General features: G+C 68.5%; 15 protein-coding genes and 1 tRNA gene. 8 read left to right on the top strand and 8 right to left on the bottom strand.

Annotated elements, in window-relative coordinates:
- The first annotated feature begins 10 nt into the window (after positions 1-10).
- Positions 11-86 (top strand) — tRNA-Lys (locus tag HMF7854_RS10345).
- A gap of 31 nt (positions 87-117) precedes the next feature.
- Here HMF7854_RS10345 and HMF7854_RS10350 read toward each other — a convergent pair.
- Together HMF7854_RS10350 and HMF7854_RS10355 are read right to left on the bottom strand one after the other, a co-directional pair.
- Positions 118-2,103 carry a TonB-dependent receptor gene (locus tag HMF7854_RS10350; protein ID WP_185829246.1) on the bottom strand — a complete coding sequence of 662 codons (1,986 nt, stop codon included), beginning with the start codon at positions 2,101-2,103 and terminating at the stop codon, positions 118-120.
- Between the two features lie 113 nt (positions 2,104-2,216).
- Entirely contained in the window at positions 2,217-3,428 is a 1,212-nt protein-coding gene (locus HMF7854_RS10355; RefSeq protein ID WP_126719022.1) for a CaiB/BaiF CoA transferase family protein, read from the bottom strand.
- 346 nt (positions 3,429-3,774) lie between these two features.
- On the opposite strand from HMF7854_RS10355, the gene HMF7854_RS15935 reads away from it, so the two are divergent.
- Complete coding sequence (locus tag HMF7854_RS15935; protein WP_476712810.1) at positions 3,775-4,728, top strand: methyl-accepting chemotaxis protein; 954 nt, start codon at positions 3,775-3,777, stop codon at positions 4,726-4,728.
- A 3-nt stretch (positions 4,729-4,731) separates the two neighbouring features.
- Here the strand turns inward: HMF7854_RS15935 and dapA are convergent, their stop codons facing one another.
- Positions 4,732-5,607, bottom strand: coding sequence for a 4-hydroxy-tetrahydrodipicolinate synthase (dapA, locus tag HMF7854_RS10365; RefSeq protein ID WP_126719023.1), 876 nt, complete (start codon positions 5,605-5,607; stop codon positions 4,732-4,734).
- Positions 5,608-5,689: 82 nt separating this feature from the next.
- On the opposite strand from dapA, the gene HMF7854_RS10370 reads away from it, so the two are divergent.
- From HMF7854_RS10370 to HMF7854_RS10380, 4 genes are all read left to right on the top strand, one after another.
- Positions 5,690-7,657: a lytic transglycosylase domain-containing protein gene (locus HMF7854_RS10370; RefSeq protein ID WP_185829247.1), complete on the top strand. Its 1,968-nt coding sequence runs from the start codon at positions 5,690-5,692 to the stop codon at positions 7,655-7,657.
- Between the two features lie 33 nt (positions 7,658-7,690).
- Positions 7,691-8,176 (top strand): transcription elongation factor GreB, encoded by a 486-nt coding sequence (gene greB, locus HMF7854_RS10375; RefSeq protein WP_126719025.1) that lies wholly within the window; start codon positions 7,691-7,693, stop codon positions 8,174-8,176.
- 68 nt (positions 8,177-8,244) lie between these two features.
- Positions 8,245-8,802 carry a PAS domain-containing protein gene (locus HMF7854_RS16065; protein WP_239016932.1) on the top strand — a complete coding sequence of 186 codons (558 nt, stop codon included), beginning with the start codon at positions 8,245-8,247 and terminating at the stop codon, positions 8,800-8,802.
- Between the two features lie 24 nt (positions 8,803-8,826).
- Entirely contained in the window at positions 8,827-10,005 is a 1,179-nt protein-coding gene (locus HMF7854_RS10380) for a response regulator (protein ID WP_239016933.1), read from the top strand.
- Positions 10,006-10,008: 3 nt separating this feature from the next.
- On the opposite strand, the gene HMF7854_RS10385 is transcribed toward HMF7854_RS10380, so the two are convergent.
- Together HMF7854_RS10385 and aspS are read right to left on the bottom strand one after the other, a co-directional pair.
- Positions 10,009-10,770, bottom strand: coding sequence for a polyphosphate kinase 2 family protein (locus HMF7854_RS10385; RefSeq protein WP_126719026.1), 762 nt, complete (start codon positions 10,768-10,770; stop codon positions 10,009-10,011).
- Positions 10,771-10,824: 54 nt separating this feature from the next.
- On the bottom strand, positions 10,825-12,621 hold the full coding sequence (gene aspS / locus HMF7854_RS10390; RefSeq protein WP_126719027.1) for an aspartate--tRNA ligase: 1,797 nt from the start codon (positions 12,619-12,621) through the stop codon (positions 10,825-10,827).
- A gap of 186 nt (positions 12,622-12,807) precedes the next feature.
- Between aspS and rnd the strand changes: the two genes are divergently transcribed.
- Together rnd and HMF7854_RS10400 are read left to right on the top strand one after the other, a co-directional pair.
- On the top strand, positions 12,808-13,992 hold the full coding sequence (gene rnd / locus HMF7854_RS10395) for a ribonuclease D (protein WP_126719028.1): 1,185 nt from the start codon (positions 12,808-12,810) through the stop codon (positions 13,990-13,992).
- Positions 13,985-14,278, top strand: coding sequence for an I78 family peptidase inhibitor (locus tag HMF7854_RS10400; protein WP_239016934.1), 294 nt, complete (start codon positions 13,985-13,987; stop codon positions 14,276-14,278). The genes rnd and HMF7854_RS10400 overlap by 8 nt, the downstream gene beginning before the upstream one ends.
- Here HMF7854_RS10400 and HMF7854_RS10405 read toward each other — a convergent pair.
- The 3 genes from HMF7854_RS10405 to HMF7854_RS10415 are packed head-to-tail and all read right to left on the bottom strand — an operon-like array spanning position 14,275 to position 18,484.
- Positions 14,275-15,732 (bottom strand): Ppx/GppA family phosphatase, encoded by a 1,458-nt coding sequence (locus HMF7854_RS10405; protein WP_126719030.1) that lies wholly within the window; start codon positions 15,730-15,732, stop codon positions 14,275-14,277. The genes HMF7854_RS10400 and HMF7854_RS10405 overlap by 4 nt on opposite strands.
- Complete coding sequence (locus tag HMF7854_RS10410; protein ID WP_126719031.1) at positions 15,729-17,864, bottom strand: RNA degradosome polyphosphate kinase; 2,136 nt, start codon at positions 17,862-17,864, stop codon at positions 15,729-15,731. Before HMF7854_RS10410 ends, HMF7854_RS10405 begins: the two co-directional genes overlap by 4 nt.
- On the bottom strand, positions 17,861-18,484 hold the full coding sequence (locus HMF7854_RS10415) for an HdaA/DnaA family protein (protein WP_126719032.1): 624 nt from the start codon (positions 18,482-18,484) through the stop codon (positions 17,861-17,863). The genes HMF7854_RS10410 and HMF7854_RS10415 overlap by 4 nt, the downstream gene beginning before the upstream one ends.
- Between the last annotated feature and the right edge of the window lies 1 nt (position 18,485).

Consider the following 18,485-nt stretch of genomic DNA (forward strand, 5'->3'; position numbering starts at 1 on the left):
TGACAGGCATGGACGCATAGCTCAGTTGGTAGAGCAGCTGACTCTTAATCAGCGGGTCCTAGGTTCGAGCCCTAGTGCGTCCACCAGCCTTCACCGCCGCCCTGCTTGTGCTCCCGCCTACTTGGCCGGACCGAGGGTCTTCGCCAGCTTGATCCGCAGCTCCGGCCCGGGAAGGCGACGGTCATAGTCTTCCTGCACGTCCGGCGCGAGGAGGCGGTGGCGGTTGTGGAGCGAGCCCAGGTTCTTGAGTTGAGCGGTGACCGCCAGCGTCTTGCTGAGACTATGGGTGTAGGAGGTCGTTAAGCTCAGGTAGGAGCCGTAGCGGAGCTGATATTGGCGCCAGGGACTCTGGTAGTCGACCTGCAGCTGGGCGCTGTCGCCGGGACGGCCGCGGCGGTCGGGACCGGTCCAGTCGAGCGTCGAGGTGGCGGTGTAGCGGAAGATCCGGACGGGGATGGTGCCGAGCGGCGTCACGACCGGCGTGCGGCTGTCGAACAGGTTGACCGAGGCGTTTGCCTTCACCCGCTTGACCAGCGGAAGGTTGACGTCGAACTCGGCGCCGCGATCCGTCTTGTGGCCGCTGTTGACCGGCTGGTTGATGACGATGCCGTCCGGCGCGGTCTGGTAGCCGACGCTCCACAGCCGGCGGGTCAGCCGGTCGTAGACGATCACCCCCGCGTCGATCGACTTGCGGTGGTAGTGGAAGTTGGCCTCGACATTGTCGTTGATCTGGTCGCGCAGTCCCGGGTTGCCCTGCTGCGCATTGAAAAGGTCGTTGATGATGACATAGGGCCGGACCCAGTCGAACGAGGGCCGGTCGATGCGCCGGCTGTAGCTGAGCGACAGGTTCCACCACTTGCCGAGCGCACGGTCGAGGTGGAACGAGGGAAAGAGGCTGGTCCGGTGCACCTCCACGGTGGGAGCGCCGGGGCTGGTCACGCGGCGGTCGAACCGCTCGAGGCGAAACCCGGGCATGACGGTGAGGCTGCCGAGCGGCTGCTGGAAGGTCAGGTAGACCGCCGCGGTGTTCTGCAGTCCCGAAAAGCGGTCGCTGGCCGCTCCCTGCACCGCGCCGCCTGGCGCAAATCCCACGAAATCGTAGCTCCGCCGGCTGTGCTCGCGAAAGTCGCTCGCGCCGAGCGAGAGGATGCGCTTGCCCGATAATGGATGCTGCCAGTCGACCTGGCTCTCGAGGAAGCGGTTGCGGTTGCCGGTGCGCACCGACAGGCCGCCACCATCGTCGGTCCGGATGTCCGTGGACTCGTTCGCATAGGGGTTGCCGAAGAGGTTCACATGTCCCTTCAGCGTCTCCCCGTCCTTGCGGCCCTTGTGGTCGAGCGCGAGCGAACCGGTGGTGAAGCGCACATCGGTTCGGTTGCGCTGACGCTGCGAAAAGGAACGGAAATTGGGGGTGAGCCCGAGGAAGTCGGCGCTGCCCCGACTGCTATCGCGCACCAGCCCCTCGGACAGTTCCACCGACACGGTGGTGCGGGGATCGAGGTCGTAGCTGAGCTTGCCGTCCAGCATCCCGAACCCGCCGCCCGACCGGCCCCGCCCGGTTTCGCGGTCGGCGACGAGGCCGTCGGGCCCGTCGAGGATCGTCCGCAGCTTCTCGTAGCGCGAGCGGTCCTGCAGCCCGATCCGCCCCTGCGGCTGGAGCTCGAGCGTCCAGCGCCCCTTGCGGACCTTGATGCTGGCGTTGCCGTTCAGCCCGCCGAGGCTGCTCGCCTCGAGGCTGGCCGACCCGGACGTGCCGTCCTGGGTCGGCTTGCGAAGCACGAAATTGATGATTCCGCCGGTCCCCGCCGCCGGATATTCGGCCGACGGATTGGTGATGATCTCGATCCGCTCGATGTCGCCGCCGCGCAGGCCGCGGAGGAACTGCACCGCGTCGCCACGGACCGGCACGCCGTCGGTCATCAGGGTCACGTTGGGATTGCCCAGCAGCATGACCCGGTCGTCCGGCGAGATGGTGACCGCCGGCAGGCCCCGGAGCAGCTGAAGGCTGTCCGCCTGCACCGAGCGCGGAGTCTCGCGCACCCGATAGGTCCGCCGGTCGATCTTGAGCGCCTGGTCGGGACGGGAGCCGACGACCTCGATCATCGGCTCTTCGGACGCGGGGGCAACAATGACGGGCGGTGCGGCTGAAAGCATACAAGGCCCCTTCAGGCGGGCGAGGCTAGGCCGATGACGTGGGTCAACGCAACGGCGGAGCGTCAGCCGATCGCGCCGCTTCCGCGAAGCTCGGCGATGCTCGATATCCCGTAGCCGAGTTCGCCCAGGATCGCGTCGGCGTCGGCGCCGTGCAGCGGGGGCGCCGCGGCCGGGCGCACCGGCGTGCGCGACAATTTCAGCGGCGAGGCGACCAGGTCGACGCTGCCGGCAGTCGGGTGGGCGACCGTCTCGACCATTCCACGCGCCAGAGTCTCGGCCGCATCGAGCGCCTCGCGGACCCCGCGCACCTTGCCCGACGGCACGCCGATCGCCTGAAGGCCGCCCAGCCACCAGTCGGTCGACTGCGCGGCGATGAGCGGCACCAGTTCGGCGAGCAGGTCGTCGCGGTGCTGGACCCGGGCGCGGTTGGTGGCGAAGCGCTCGTCCGCGCAAAGGTCGGGGCGGTCGAGCAGGCGATTGCACAGCGCCGCGAACTGGCCGTCGTTGCCGACCGCGATGACGACCTGTCCGTCACTGGTGTCGAACAGCTGATAGGGGACGATCGTCGGGTGGCCGTTGCCCCAGCGGCGCGGTTCCCGCCCCGACACCAGCGCCGCGCTGCCGACGTTGGCGAGCATGGCGAGCTGGCAGTCGTAGAGCGCCATGTCGAGGTGCTGCCCCTGCCCGTCGCGGTCGGCGGCGATCAGCGCGGCGAGGATCGCCTGGGCGGCGGCCATCCCGGTGAACAGGTCCGCCACGGCCACACCGACCTTCATCGGCTCGCCGTCGACCGGCCCGGTGACCGCCATCAGCCCTGCCTCGGCCTGGACGACATAATCGTAGCCCGCGCGGTCGGCGAGCGGCGAGGCACGGCCGTAGCCGGAGATGGAGCAGTAGACGAGGCGCGGGTTGAGGATCGCGAGCGACTCATAGTCCAGTCCGAAGCGGGCGAGCCCGCCCTGCTTGTAATTCTCGACCAGCACGTCGGCGCGGGCCGCCAGCTCGCGCACGATCCGCTGGCCGTCGGCGCTGGCGAGGTCGATCGCGATGCTGCGCTTGTTGCGATTGGCGCAGAGATAATAGGCCGACTCCCCGCCGGTGTAGGGTGGCCCCCAGTGCCGGGTGTCGTCGCCGCCGCGCGGGTTCTCGACCTTGATCACGTCGGCGCCGAGATCCGCCAGCACCATCGTCGCCCAGGGCCCGGCGAGCACCCGCGACAGGTCGAGGATCCGGCGTCCGGCCAGTGGTGCCGCTCCCCTCTCCTGCCCGTCCATCTGCTCTGGTTCCCCCACCCTTATGACGGCCCTCCCCTAGCGGCCGGCGCCGAATGAGGCGAGCAGCAACAGAAGCGGGGTTGCGCCGCCGCCCGAAGCGCGTCGCTCCTATAATTGATGGAGAGGCCGAGGTGGGAACCGCGATGCACGATCAGTGGCGAGCGACAGTCGAAGATATGAGCTTGGCTGCCGCTGCACCGAGCGACCTGGACCTTTCGGGTGAGCGGCTGCCCGCTGCCGCCATCGCGACGCCAGGCGCCCGTTCCGAGCACGCCCCGAGAGGAGCGTCAGGCAGGAGGAAGCCCGGGCCGCCGCGCTCGCCGCCGCACGCGCCGCGGCGGAGCGGATAGGCACGGAGCTTGCGCAGGGTTCGGCGACCGCCGCCGAGACGCTCGAGTGCGCCGATCGCGCGACCGCCGCGATGATCGGCGGCCGCCGGGTCACCGAGGAGGCGGTGACGACGATGGGCCGGGTCGCGCGCTGCGCCAAGGGCATCGACGCGGTGATCGAAGGACTGGACAAGATCGCCTTCCAGACCCGCGTGCTGGCGATGAACGCCGCGGTGGAAGCGGGCCGGGCGGGCGAGGCCGGGCGCGGCTTCGCCGTCGTTGCCGACCTGGTGAGCGCCCTCGCAATGCGGGCCGAAGAAGAGGCGAAGCGGGCGCAAACCCAGCTCACCACTACCCAGACGGAGATCGCCGCGGCGGTCGGATCGGTCGAGAAGGTGGACCAGGCGCTGGCGACTATCACCACCGATGCCGAGGCGGTGCACGACCTGCTCGACACCATCGCGACCCAGAACCGCTCGCACTCGACTTTGCTGTCCGACCTTTCCGCGCTGCTCGGCGCGGCCGAGAGTGGCGTCATGCCCGTCGCAGCGGCCGGCGCAGCGAAGCCGGTCCGCCCGGAACAGGCGAACGTCCGCCCCGCCGCGCCGCCTGGCGGCCCGGCGCGATCCGCTTCGGTGACGCCTTCGGCTCTTCCCGCGACACCCATACCGGCACGCAGCCCGACGACCGTCCAGGCGCGACCCGTCCCGCCCGCCACGAGGCCCGCTTCGCCGGCCCGGCCGGTCCCTGCTGCCGCTCCACCGACCGGCGTCCGCCCGGCAGCGCCGGCACCCCGACCACCCGCATCTCCGCCGCCCGCGACTGTGAAAGCGCAGCCAACCCCTAGCAAAGCGCTCGCGGGCAAGACCGCGGCTGCACCGCCGACCTATGTCTCCCCGGTGAAGCCGCTGCCTCCGGCGCGGGTCGACCCGCTGCAGCAGCGCAGCGCGAGCGACTGGAACGAGTTCTGACGACTAGAGCAGCCCGGCGTGGGCCAGCGCGGCGTCGACCGCGGCCCGGCTCTCGGCGCTCGCCTCGACCAGCGGGAGGCGGATCTCGGTCGGGAAACCGGGCCGCACCCTCGACAGCGCATATTTGGTCGGCGCCGGGGACGCATCGCTGAACAGCGCGACGTGCAGCGGATAGAGCCGGTCCTGCAGGGCGATCGCCTCGGCCCATCGCTGCTCGCGCATTGCCCGCTGGAAGTCGGCGCAGAGCCGCGGCGCGACATTGGCGCTGACCGAGACGCAGCCCACCCCGCCCATCGCGTTGAAGGCGAGCGCGGTCTCGTCATTGCCTGACAGCTGGGCGAAGTCGGTGCCGCAGGCCAGCCGCTGGGCCGTGACCCGCCCGAGATCTCCGGTCGCATCCTTGATGCTGGTCACCGTCGGCAGCGCGGCGACCTTCGCCAGCGTCTCCACGCTGATGTTGGTGACCGTTCGGCCGGGCACGTTGTAGACCATGATCGGCAGGTCGCAGGCGTTCGCCAGCGCCTCGAAATGGGCGACCAGTCCGGCCTGCCCCGGCCGGTTGTAATAGGGCAGCACGACGAGCGCCGCGTCGGCGCCGAGCTCCTTGGCCCGCTGCATGTTCTTGATCGCGATGCGCGTGTCGTTGGAGCCGCAGCCGGCGATCACCGGCACCCGCCCGGCTGCGACCTCGACGCACAACTCGACGACCCGAAAATGCTCCTCGAAGGTCAGCGTGGCCGACTCGCCCGTGGTGCCGCAGGGCACCAGCCCGTTCGAGCCCTCCGCGATCTGCCACTCGACGAACTCGCAGAAGAGGTCCTCGTCGATCGTCCCGCTGCGGAACGGGGTAACGAGGGCCGGGATGGAACCGAAAAACATCAATGAACCCTCTTCCGTGTCTCAGCCGGAACAATCCCTGCCGATCGGCTGTTCACCGCCTGATAAGGACGGGGGTCCCAATATGTCCAGCATGAGGCGAGCGGCACTACTTCTGGCGCTGTTGCTGGGCACGGCGACGGCAGCATCCACGCAATATGCGCAGCCCGGCTATGTCCAGCCGACGGCGTCGGCGAGCACCGCGGCGGCGGATGTCGCCGTGTCGCTCAACGACTGGCGCCGGCTGCGGCAGTCGAACGGCTATGCGTTCCAGGATTATGCCCGCTTCCTGATCACCAATCCCGGCTGGCCCGGCGAGATCGCGCTGCGCCGCGCGGCCGAGAAGAACATGGTTCCGGGCGAGACGCCCGCGACGGTGCTGGCCTTCTTCGCCGCCACCCCTCCGGTCAGCGCGAACGGGTTCGCGCGCTACGCGGATTCGCTGGCAGCCAGCGGTCGCTCGGTCGAGGCGCTCGCCGCCGCCCGCGAGGCCTGGGCGGGTTCGAAACTATCGGCGTGGGACGAGCAGAACATTTTCGCCCGCTACGGCGCGCAGTTCAGCGCCGCCGACCACGACCGGCGGGTCGATCGGCTGCTGCTCGAGAACGACAGCGTCAACGCCGCCCGCTGGCTCCCCTACACGAGCGCCGTGCGCCGCGCCGCTTTCACCGCCCGGCTGGCGCTGCTCAAGCGGGATCCGGCCGCGGAAAGCCTCTACACGCCGGTGATGGCGCAGGTCACCACCGACGCCGGGCTGATGATGGATCGTGCTCGCTACCTTCAGGCGGCCGGCTACGATGCCGCGGCCCGGCAGCTGCTGGCGCGCCCGCACCAGTTCGCGGCGCTGCCGGTCGACACCGAGAAATGGTATGAGCTGCTGCTGGCGAACGCCAAGGCGGCGCTCGCCGCGCGCAACTACCAGCAGGCGTTCGACATCGCCCGCCAGCTCGACGACGCGGTGCCGGCCGGCACCGACATCTCGCTGAAGTCGCTCGGCGTGCGCGACGATTATACCAGCCTCGCATGGCTCGCCGGCGAGACCGGGCTCAGCCTCGGCCGGGCGGCGGAGAGCGTCGGCATCTTCGACAAATACGGCAAGGGCGGCCGGTCGCTCCAGGTGAGCGCCAAGGGTGCCTACTGGGCTGGCCGAGCGGCCACCCAGGCTAGCCAGTTCGCCGCCGCGACCGAGCATTTCAGCCGGGCTGCCGCCTACCCCGACCTGTTCTACGGCCAGCTCGCGCTGGAGCGGCTCGGTCGGCCCGTGCCGGTGCCGACGGTGCAGGCGGCCCTTGCGGTCACCCCGGACCAGCGGACCGCCTTCAACCAGCGCCGGCTCGTTCGCGCCGTCCGGCTGCTCGGCGGGCAGGGCCGCCGCGACGAGCAGGGGCTGTTCGTCCGAGCGCTCAGCGAGTCGCTCAAGACCGAGGCTGACCGGGTACTCGCGACCGAGCTCGCGGCGCAGATCGGGCGACAGGATCTTGCCGTGTGGACCGCCCGCTCCGCGCGCAACGGCGGCGACAGCTTCTACTATCGCAGCGCCTATCCGACCCTGACCTTCAGCGACGGCCGGCTCTGGTCGATCACGCACGGCATCACCCGGCAGGAGTCGAGCTTCGATCGCGGCGCCATGTCCGGGGTCGGCGCGCGCGGGATGATGCAGCTGATGACCGGCACCGCGCGCGAGCAGGCCGGCAAGCTGGGGATCGGCTACGACGATGGCCGGCTCACCAGCGACCCGAGCTACAACGTCATGCTCGGATCGGCCTATTTTTCACGCCTGCTGAGCAATTTCGGCGGCAGCTACCCGCTCGCGGTGGCGGCCTACAATGCCGGCACCGGCAATGTCCGTCGCTGGATCGCGGCCAACGGGGATCCGCGCCGACCGGGCGCCGACGTGGTGCGCTGGATCGAGGACATCCCCTTCAGCGAGACCCGCGGCTACGTCCAGCGGGTGCTCGAGAACAGCGTCGTCTACGACCAGCTCAACCCCTACAACCGACCGGCGGCACCGCTTCATCTCAGCTATTACCTCGGCAAGTCGCGGCCGGGTTGAGGCTCGTTCCGTCGACTGGCAGACACAGCACTGATGGCACCGCCTCCCCGCTTCATCACGCCGGCAGGCTTCGCCCGACTGCGTGCGGAATATGAGCAGCTGTTCGCCAGCGAGCGGCCGGCGCTGGTCGAGACCATTTCCTGGGCGGCCGGCAACGGCGACCGCTCGGAGAACGGCGACTATATCTACGGTCGCAAGCGGCTCCGCGAGCTCGACCGGCGACTGCAGCACCTCTCACGGATTATGAAGAATGCGCGGGTGGTCGATCCAGCCGACCAGCCGGATCGCGACCAGGTGCGGTTCGGCGCGACGGTCCAGCTGGCCGACGAAGACGATCAGCGGCGGCGAATCACCATCGTCGGCGACGACGAGACGGACGCGAGCGCCGGGCTGATCGGCTGGTCCGCACCGCTGGCGCGGGCGCTGGTCGGCGCCCGCGTCGGAGACGAGCGCGCGGTCCGGCTACCGGCTGGCGAGAAATGGTATGAAGTAATCGACATCGACTATCCGGACTTATGAAGCCTTTGCTCGCGTTCGTCCGTTAAGCGAACCAACCCGCCTGCACTTTTCCCCTTAAGGTAAGCGTTTTGACCGACAAGACCCGGTCGCACGAGAGCGACCCGTCCGAAGCCAGCGTGGTTGATCCGACCGGCAAGATCCGGGGCGAACCGGCGGGCGGCGAGCTTGATCTCGCTGTCGCGGACAACCCGAGCAATTCCGCCGGTCTCAATCATTGGCGCGAGAGCGTCATCAGCGAACCCGGGCTCGACGATCGCGGCAACGTCTTCTTCGCGGCGATCGAGATGACACGCATGCCGATGATCCTCACCGATCCGAACCAGCACGACAACCCGATCGTCTTCGCCAACAAGGCCTTTCTCGACCTGACGGGCTACGAGGAGAGCGACATCCTCGGCCGCAACTGCCGCTTCCTGCAGGGCGCGCACACCGACCGCGAAGTGGTCGCGGACCTCCGCGACGCGGTCGGCAGCGGCAAGTCGATCGCGGCGGAGATCCTCAACTACAAGCGCGACGGCACGCCCTTCTGGAACGCGGTCTTCATCGGTCCGGTCTTCGACACGCAGGGCAAGCTGGTCTACCAGTTCGCCAGCCAGCTGGACGTGACCCGCCGCCGCAACACCTAGCAGGCTTTCCGCCAGGCGCAGAAGATGGAAGCCATCGGCCAGCTCACTGCCGGCCTCGCGCACGACTTCAACAATCTGCTGCAAGTCGTTGATGGCAATCTCGAACTTCTTGGCTCGCATGTCGAAAACGACCGTCCCAAGCGCTACATCGACAATGCCCGCGCGGCCGCCGAGAAGGGAGCGAAGCTGACCAAGCAGCTGCTGGCCTTCGCTCGCAAGACCCGCCTCAGCCCGCGGCCGACCGACCTCACCCAGCTGGTCAGCGACTTCATCGACGTGATCGAAAGCTCGCTCGGCAGCGCAATCCACCTCCAGCTCAACCTTCGTCGTCGCCTCCCGCGCGTCATGGTCGACCCGGAGCAGCTCGAGATGGCGGTGCTCAACATCATCATGAACGCCAAGGACGCGATGCCGGGCGGCGGGACGGTGACCATCACCACCCGAAGCATGCATCTCAACGGCGACGCCGCGAAGCGGGACCTCAGCTCCGGCGACTATGTCGCGCTCGAGATCGCCGACGAAGGCGACGGCATGAGCAGCGAAGTCATCGAACGGGCGACCGAGCCCTTCTTCACCACCAAGCGCGAAGGCAAGGGCACCGGCCTGGGGCTCGCCATGGCGAGCGGCTTCGTCCAGCAATCGCGCGGCCGGCTGGATATCGAGTCTGCGCACGGCGAGGGTACGCTCATCCGCCTCATCTTCCCGATCAGCCATGCGCAGCCAGAGCCGGCCGAACCCGTGCAGCCGACGTCCGACCATCAGGCGGAAGACGGCGCAAAGATCGCGGCACACATCCTGGTGGTCGAAGACAGCAGCGAGGTTCTCGAACTCGGGCGGGAGATCCTTGAAAGCGCCGGCTATCGGCTGTCGACCGCGGAGAGCGGCGAGGAAGCGCTGCGAATCTTCAAGTCGCGCGACAAGGGGACGTTCGACCTCCTGTTCACCGACCTGGTCATGCCGGGCGGGATGAACGGGCTGATGCTCGCCGACGAGATCGGCTCGATCGACCCCGACCTGCCGGTCCTGATGACGACCGGTTACAATGAGGAGCTGGTGGTGGCGGGTCCCGACCGCCCGACCCGCGACGTGCTGGGCAAGCCCTACCGCCGCGCCGAGCTGCTCGACCGTATCCGCCAGGCGCTCAGCAACCGGCACAGCGGCGAACGGCGGATGAGCTCGGAATATGGTTCGGTCGAGGCCTGACGGTCAGGCAGTGCGGTTGAGCACCACCACATTATCCTTGTCGGCCGGCGGTTCGACGGGAATGGCCTTCGTCATCGCCTCGCGAACCGCCTTCAGACCGGTGACCAGCGCCGTCTGAGCGTCGTTGGCGTCGATGATGGTCCAAGGCGCCCAGCGCGTGTCAGTCTCGCCCAGCAACGTCGACCAGGCCGCCTGCCAGGCGTCGCGGGCGTCCAGCCCCCTCAGCTCCTCGTCGCGAAGCCGCCAGCGCTGCCACGGGTCGCTCGCCCGTGCCTGAAGCCGCTCGCGCTGGACCGGCGCGGTGACGTGGAGGAAGAGCTTGACGATCTTGGCGCCATGCTCCGCCTGCGTGTTCTCGAACTCGTTGATCTCGTCCGCGGCGCGGCTCCACTGCTTGCTCGTCAGCAGGTTGGCGACGCGGGCGTGCGCCGCCTGCTCGTGCCAGCTGTGCAGGAACAGGCTCGTTTCCCCGGCGCGGCCGAGCTTGCTCCAGAAGGGCGCCAGCCAGTGGCCGTGGCGGCCCCAGCCCGTTTCCTCCAGCGAATGCGCGCGGACATGGGTCGGGTCGAGCCCCGCGCACAGCGCCTTCAGGAGCTCGCGACGACCCGCGCCTTCCCACCCGTCGACGACGATGATCAGGCGGCGGCCATGCACGATCTGGCCGAGCTGGAGCGCGCCCATGCGCTCCTGTTCCGCGGCGATCGCGGCGACGGCATCTCCGGCGAACGGCGCCCCCCGTTCAAATCGCGCTAAGTCAGTTGGCACGGCGCTCCGAATTAACCGAGTCCCACGGGGGCGGCAATTGAGGCAGCCTAGCGACTAGTCCCGATCTGGAACAGCCGCGGCCGCCTTTCCCACCACCCGGATCGACAGTTCGCGCAGCTGCTTGAGGCTGACCGGCGCCGGGGCGTTCATCATCAGATCCTCGGCCTTCTGGTTCATCGGGAAGACGACCACCTCGCGGATGTTGGGTTCGCCGGCGAGCAGCATGACGATTCGGTCGATCCCCGGCGCCGACCCGCCGTGCGGCGGGGCGCCGAACTTGAAAGCGTTGATCATGCCCGCGAAGTTGGTGTCGACCTCCTCCTGCGTGTAGCCGGCGATCGCGAAGGCCTTGTACATGATGTCGGGACGATGGTTGCGGATGGCGCCCGAGCTCAGCTCCACCCCGTTGCAGACGATGTCATACTGCCAGGCGAGGATGTCGAGCGGGTCCTTGGTCTCGAGCGCCTCGAGCCCGCCCTGCGGCATCGAGAAAGGATTGTGCGAGAAGTCGACCTTCTTGGCGTCCTCGTCATATTCGAACATCGGGAAGTCGACGATCCAGCAGAACTCGAACCGGTTCTCGTCGATGAGTCCGAGCTGCTGACCGACCCGGGTGCGGGCGAGGCCGGCGAGCTTGGCCGCCTCCGCTTCCTTGCCCGCGGCGAAGAAGATGCCGTCGTCCGGCCCGAGACCCAGCTCGGCGGCAAGCTTGTCCATGCCGTCGGTGCCGTGGTTCTTGGCGATCGGGCCGCCCCACTCGCCGCCCTTGCGGGTCGCGTAGCCGAGGCCCGCATAGCCCTCGCCGCGCGCCCAGTCGTTCATTTCGTCGAAGAACTTGCGACTCTTGTCGGCGGTGCTCGGCGCCGGGATCGCCCGGACCACCATGCCCTTCTCGACCAGCCCGGCGAACAGGCCGAAGCCCGAATCGCGGAAATGCTCGCCGACGTCGCTGATAACGATCGGGTTGCGAAGGTCCGGCTTGTCGTTGCCGTACTTCAGCATCGACTCGCGGTAGGGGATACGCGGGAAGGCACCCTCGGTGACGCTGCGCCCGTTGGCGAACTCGCGAAACACGCCGGCCAGCACCGGCTCGATCGCGTTGAACACGTCGTCCTGGGTGACGAAGCTCATCTCGAAGTCGAGCTGGTAGAATTCGCCGGGGGAGCGGTCGGCGCGCGCGTCCTCGTCGCGGAAACAGGGCGCGATCTGGAAGTAGCGGTCAAAGCCCGCGACCATCAGCAGCTGCTTGAACATCTGCGGCGCCTGCGGGAGCGCGTAGAACTTGCCCGGGTGAACGCGGCTCGGAACCAGATAGTCGCGTGCGCCCTCGGGGCTCGACGCGGTCAGGATCGGGGTCTGGAACTCGGTAAAGCCCTGCTCGATCATCCGTCGGCGAATGGAAGCGATGACCGAGGAGCGCAGCATGATGTTGGCGTGGAGCCGCTCGCGGCGAAGGTCGAGGTAGCGATACTTGAGGCGGATATCCTCGGGATATTCCTGCTCGCCCGCGACAGGCAGCGGCAGCTCGGCCGCGCTCGACTGGACCTCCACCTGGCGCGCGATCACCTCGATCTCGCCGGTCGCCAGCTTCGGGTTCACCGCCCCGCCCTCGCGCGCCACCACGTCGCCGGTGATCGTCACCACGCTCTCGGCCTTGAGCGAATCGAGCAGCTTCAGGCTCTCGGAACCGGCTGCCGCGACTACCTGGGTCAGGCCGTAATGGTCGCGCAGGTCGACGAACAGCACGCCGCCATGATCGCGCTTGCGGTGGATCCAGCCCGACAGCCGGACCTGGCTGCCGACGTCGGAAGCGCGAAGCTGGCCGCAATTGTGGGTGCGATAGGCGTGCATGACGAACTCTCTGTTCTCGCGTCATTTCCGCAAAAGCGGAAATCCGGCTTACTCCGCACGTCGCGACGGAGGCGAAAGCTGGCCCCCCGCTTCCGCGGGGGTGACGAACCGGTGGAATTGGCCGCGCGCTTCCCCTTACCCTCTCCTTTTGTCAACCCGGCGTGCCTTGGCTAAAGGCCGCTCGACATGAAGATTCACCCCCTGATCACCGACAGCGCCAGCCTCGCCGCGCTGATCGAGCGCATGACGGCCGCATCGTTCGTCGCCGTCGACACCGAGTTCATGCGCGAGAACAGCTACTGGCCCGAGCTCTGCCTGATCCAGATCGCCACGCCCGAAGAGGCGGCCGCAATCGATCCCAAGGCCGACGGCATCGATCTCCAGCCCCTGCTCGACCTGCTCGTCGACAATGAGGAGGTGCTGAAGGTCTTCCACGCCGGCGGGCAAGACCTCGAGATCGTCCACAATCTTACCGGTAAGGTCCCGCACCCGCTGTTCGACACCCAGATCGCCGCCATGGCGCTCGGGCTGGGCGAGCAGGTGGGCTATTCCAACCTCATCGAGTCGATGCTCGGGCACCAGCTCGACAAAGGCGCGCGTTTCACTGACTGGAGCCGCCGCCCGCTCGACAAAAGGCAGATCGACTATGCGATCGCCGACGTCACGCACCTCGCCACCGTCTTCCCGCGGATGGTCGAGAAGCTGAAGCGCAGCCGGCGCGGCGAGTGGCTCGACGAGGAGATGGAGCGGCTGGCCGACCCGTCCAGCTTCGCCTTCGAGCCCGAGGACGCGTGGAAGCGCCTCAAGCTGCCGAGCCGCAACCCGGCGGTGCTCGGACGCCTCAAGGCTCTCGCCGCCTGGCGAGAGACCGAGGCGCGGGGCAAGAACCTGCCGCGCGGGCGGATCGTCAAGGACGACACGCTGAACGAGCTCGCCTCGCACGCGCCCAAGAGCCAGGACGACCTCGGCAAGGTCCGCGGCCTGTCGGCAGGGTGGCGGAACAACGACATCGGCGCACGGCTGATGGCGGCGGTCGCCGCGGCCCGCCCGCTCGGTCCGGACGAACTTCCCGACCGCGAGCCGCGCCGCCCGGGCCTCACCAAGGATGCGGCGCTGGTCTCGGACCTGCTGAAGCTGCTCCTTAAGATTCGCGCCAAGGAGGCCGGGGTCGCCGCCCGCCTGATCGCCCGCTCCGACGAGATCGAGGCGCTCGCCGCCGGGGTGCGCGACGGGCTGAACATCCTTTCAGGCTGGCGCTACGACGAGTTCGGCCATGACGCGCTCGACCTGGTCGAGGGCCGACTGGCGTTCGGAATCGAGAACGGCAAGCTCAAGATGACCCGGGCCCTGAAGGAGAATGTCGATGCGTAAGGCAGGCTGGAGTGCGCCCCTGCTGCTCGCGGCCTGTGCCGCGCAGCAACCCGAACCGGTGGTCCACGGAGTGACGCCGGGGCATCGCTGCACGACGGATGCCACGCAGGCGTTCGTCGGCCAGCCGGGCACCGCCGAGACCGAGGCCGCGATCCGCAAGGCGAGCAATGCCGCGGTGCTCCGCTGGGCGCCCCCGGGCGTGATGCTGACGATGGACTATCGCGAGGACCGGGTGACGGTCCGTCTCGGGCCGGACAACCGGGTCACCGCGATCAACTGCGGCTAGGCGATCTCGACCCTCGACTTGCGGCCGAGCGTCTCGGCCAGGCTCTTGAGGCGGCGTTCGACCGCCTCGGCGCACAAGGCGCGATACTTGGCCCGGATGTGAAGCACGACCGCCTCGTCCTCGAGATCGATGGCGGTTTTGTGGAGCAGCGCTTCGGTGCCGCCACTGAGGCGCTGGGCGAGCCGGATCGCCTTACCCCAGGCAACCGCCGATTGCCGCTGCTCGGGCGAGAGCAGCGCTTCCAGCCGCGGATCGAAGCCGCCGTCGCCGCCGAAAGCGGTGCATAAAGTACGCCCGAGGATCGCCCGCCCCTCGCTGTCGATGCCGACCCAGTTGCCATGCACGGCGAGGTCGACGGCGCGCTCGGCCCGATAGTCCGGGTGCGCATTCCAAGCGATGTCGGCCAGCAGGCAGGCGGCGAGCCTAAGCCGCACCTGCGCAGCCCCGTCGCTGGTGAACAGTGGCGCCATCCACTGGTCGAGCGCGGCGCCATGATCGCCGAAGCGGCCGAGCCGCTCGCCCACCTCCAGCGCGGCGGCGAGCAGCGGGTCCTCCTTGCGGACCTCCGTATCGAGGCCCGCGTAGAGGATGCCCTCGCGCAGCCCGAAAGCCGAAGCGACGATCGCCTTGGGGTTCAGGGCGCGCTGCAGCGCGTCGAGCATGGCGGCGCCGGCCGGGAGCGAGCCGACCCGGGCCGACGACACGCCGGCAAGCCGCTTCAGCTCGTCGGGCTCGGAAGAGCGGACTACCGCGCGGATCCGGGTCACCCGCCGCGGCTCAATCCGGTGTCCGTGAATAATTGGCAGCGGATGCTCCTGCTGGCGCAGATCGAGCAGCGCGAGCGCCCGGAAACTGCCCCCGACCAGGTAGAGCGACGAACCGCGGGGAACGCGCATGCCCTTCATCCCGGCGCGCACCTGCTCGGCCAGCTCGCTTGCGCTGGGCCGGTCGCCCAGCCGAAGCACCCCCAGCGGTAGCGAAACGCCCTTCCCGGCCTTGCCCTTGCTAACCGGCACCAGTTCGAGGCTGCCGCCGCCGAGATCGGCGACAATGCCGTGCGCCTCAGGGATCGCGGAGATGACCCCAAGGGCCGAAAGCCGGGCCTCCTCGATCCCGGGGAGGAGCTGGGGCTCGAGACCGAGCGCGGTGACCTCGTCGAGGAAGGACCCGCCGTTGCTGGCGTCGCGAACCGCGGCGGTGGCGACCGTGGTCAGGCTCTTGAGGCCGATCTCGCGGGCGATGAGCCGATAGCGGGCGAGCGCCTCAAGGGTCCGACCCATGGCCTGCTGCTCGAGCGCGCCGTTGCGGGCGACCCCGCGCCCGAGCGCGGCCATGATCTTCTCGTTGAACAGGTTCACCGGGACCCGCTCGGTGCCGGCATAGGCCACGAAGCGCACCGAGTTGGAGCCGATGTCGATGATGCCGATCGGTCCGAACAGGCGAGAGCCGCTCATCCGCGCTGGGTGAGCCGCAACTTGGGCACCGCCTTGCCGGCGAGCGCCTGGCCCCGGCCGGAAAGCGACGGGTTCGTCATGAAATAATGGTGCAGGTTGAAGGCGCGCTTGCCCGGCTGCAACCGGGTGTAGGTCCCGTCCGACCCGAGTTCCCAGCTCTGCTCATTGTCGATGAGGTTCGCGATCATGACCTGGTCCAGCACCTGCGCGTGAACGGTCGGGTTCTCGATTGGAAGCATATATTCCACGCGCCGGTTGAAATTTCTCGGCATCCAATCGGCCGAGCTGATGAACACGCGCGCCTTGCGATCGGGCAGCCGGGCGCCGTTGGCGAAGACGAAGATGCGGCTATGCTCGAGGAAGCGGCCGAGGATCGACTTGACGCGGATGTTGGACGAGAGGCCGGCCACCGCGGGCTTGAGGCAGCAGATCCCGCGCACGACTAGGTCGATCGACACGCCGGCCTCGCTCGCCTCATAGAGCTTGTCGATAATCTGCTGGTCGACCAGCGCGTTCATCTTGGCCCAGACCGCCGCCGGCTTGCCGGCCCTGGCATTCGCCATCTCGGTGTCGATCAGCGCCATCAGCCGGTCGCGCAGGTTGAGCGGGCTCATCGCGATCATCTCGAGCCCCTTGGGCGCGACATAGCCGGAGACGAAGTTGAACAGCTTCCCCGCATCGCGCGCGGCACGGCGGGAAGCGGTGAAGAAGCTGAGGTCGGTGTACACCCGCGCCGTCACCGGATGATAGTTGCCGGTCCCGAAATGGCAGTAGGTGCGCATGATCTCGCCCTCGCGGCGGACGACCATCGAGACCTTGGCGTGGGTCTTGAACTCGGGAATGCCGTAGATGACCTGCACGCCCGCGCGCTCGAGCCGCGATGCCCAGAGCAGGTTCTGCTCCTCGTCGAAGCGAGCCTTCAGCTCGACGATCGCGGTTACCGATTTGCCTGCCTCGGCCGCGGCGACCAGCGCGTCGACGATCGCCGACTGCTTGCCCGCGCGATACATGGTCTGCTTGATGGCGACGACGTCCGGGTCCTCGGCCGCCTGGCGGAGGAAATCGACGACCACCTCGAAGCTCTCGTAGGGATGGTGGACGATCAGGTCCTTGGCGCGGATCGCCGCGAAACAGTCGCCGCCATGCTCCAGGATCCGCTCCGGGAAGCGCGGGGTGTAGGGCAGGAACTTGAGGTCGATCCGCTCTTCCGCGACCAGCAGGCCGAGGTCGGCGATGCCGATGAAGCCGGCGCTTTCGCTGATCAGCGCGTCCTTGGCGTCGAGCCCGTCGCGGACGAGCTGCTCGAGGTCCTGCGGGGTGTCGACCGAGAACTGGAGCCGGATCACCCGGCCGCGGCGCCGCCGCTTGATCGCCGAACGGAAGTGCCGGACGAGGTCCTCGGCGTCTTCCTCGATCTCGATGTCGCTGTCGCGCAGCACGCGGAACACGCCGGCGCCGAGCAGCTCGAAGCCCGGGAAGAGCAGCTCGAGATAATGCTCGATTACGGCTTCCATCGGGACGTAGCGGACCGCATCTCCCGGCAGCCGAACGAACCGCGGCAGGCGTGGCGGAAGCATCAGCAGCTCATTGAGCGGCTCATTGTCCGCCCGGTCGCGCATCGCGAAGATGAGCGAGATGCCGAGGTTGGGAATGAACGGAAATGGATGCGACGGGTCGATCGCCTGCGGAGTAAGCACCGGCAGGATCTGCTCGCGGAAATGGGCCTGGAGCCACTCCCGTTCCTCGGCGCTCAGCTCGCGCGGACGGGTCACCTCGAACTGCTCGGCCGCCAGCAGCTTCTGGAGGTTGAGCCATTCCTTGTTCTGCGCGGCGACCAGCGCGTCGGCGTCCTTGGCGATCGCGGCCAGCTGCTGCGAGGGCGTGAGCCCGTCGGTCGAAGGCTCGCCGACCTGCCGCAGCTGCTGCCCCTGCAGGCCCGCGACTCGGGTCATGAAGAACTCGTCGAGGTTGGCGCCGGAAATCGAGAGGAAGCGCACCCGCTCGAGCACCGGGTGCGCCGGGTTGCTCGCCTCCTCCAGCACCCGCCAGTTGAAGGCCAGCCAGCTCAGCTCGCGATTGAAGTAGCGGGCGGGAGCCTCGGTGGCCCGGACGATCTCGGCCGGCGCGTTCATTCCCCTTCCTCCCCGATCAGCCCGGCGGCGACCAGCGCCCGCCGGACCGTCGGCAAGGTAAGCCGCGCCCGCTCGGCGATGGCGAAGCGGTCGATCGCCTCGACCACCCGCTCGGCGGTCAGATAGGTGCGGGTCACGCGAGTGACCACGTAGCGCAACGCGTCGGCCGGCATGTAGAGCCCGCGATCGGCGAACAGCCGCTGGATCAGCGCGGCGAACAGCTCGTCGTCGGGCGGGTAGATGGTGGCGACCGGCGTGATCGCCAGCCGGGTCCGAAGATCGGGCAGCAGGATCCCCCAGGCGGGCGGCGGCTGGTCCGCGACCAGCACCAGCGGACGCTTGCTCTCCTGCGCTTCGTTCCAGGCATGGAAGAGCAGTTCTTCGTCCTGCCGCTCCGCTTGGTCGAACAGCCGGCCGCCGACCCGCGCGACGAAGGCCCTGGCCAGCAGCGAGCGGCCGCTCCGCCGCGGTCCGACGAGAATGGTGGAGCGGACCGGCCAGGTGCTCCACCGGCGAAAATGGTCGTAAGCCTCGCGGTTGGCGTCACCGACGATGAACCGCTCGTCATCGCAACCCTGCGGCCAGTCGAGCGGAAGCGCGATCTGGTCGGAGATCCGCATC

This window comes from Sphingomonas ginkgonis (assembly GCF_003970925.1).
Taxonomy (GTDB): domain Bacteria; phylum Pseudomonadota; class Alphaproteobacteria; order Sphingomonadales; family Sphingomonadaceae; genus Sphingomicrobium; species Sphingomicrobium ginkgonis.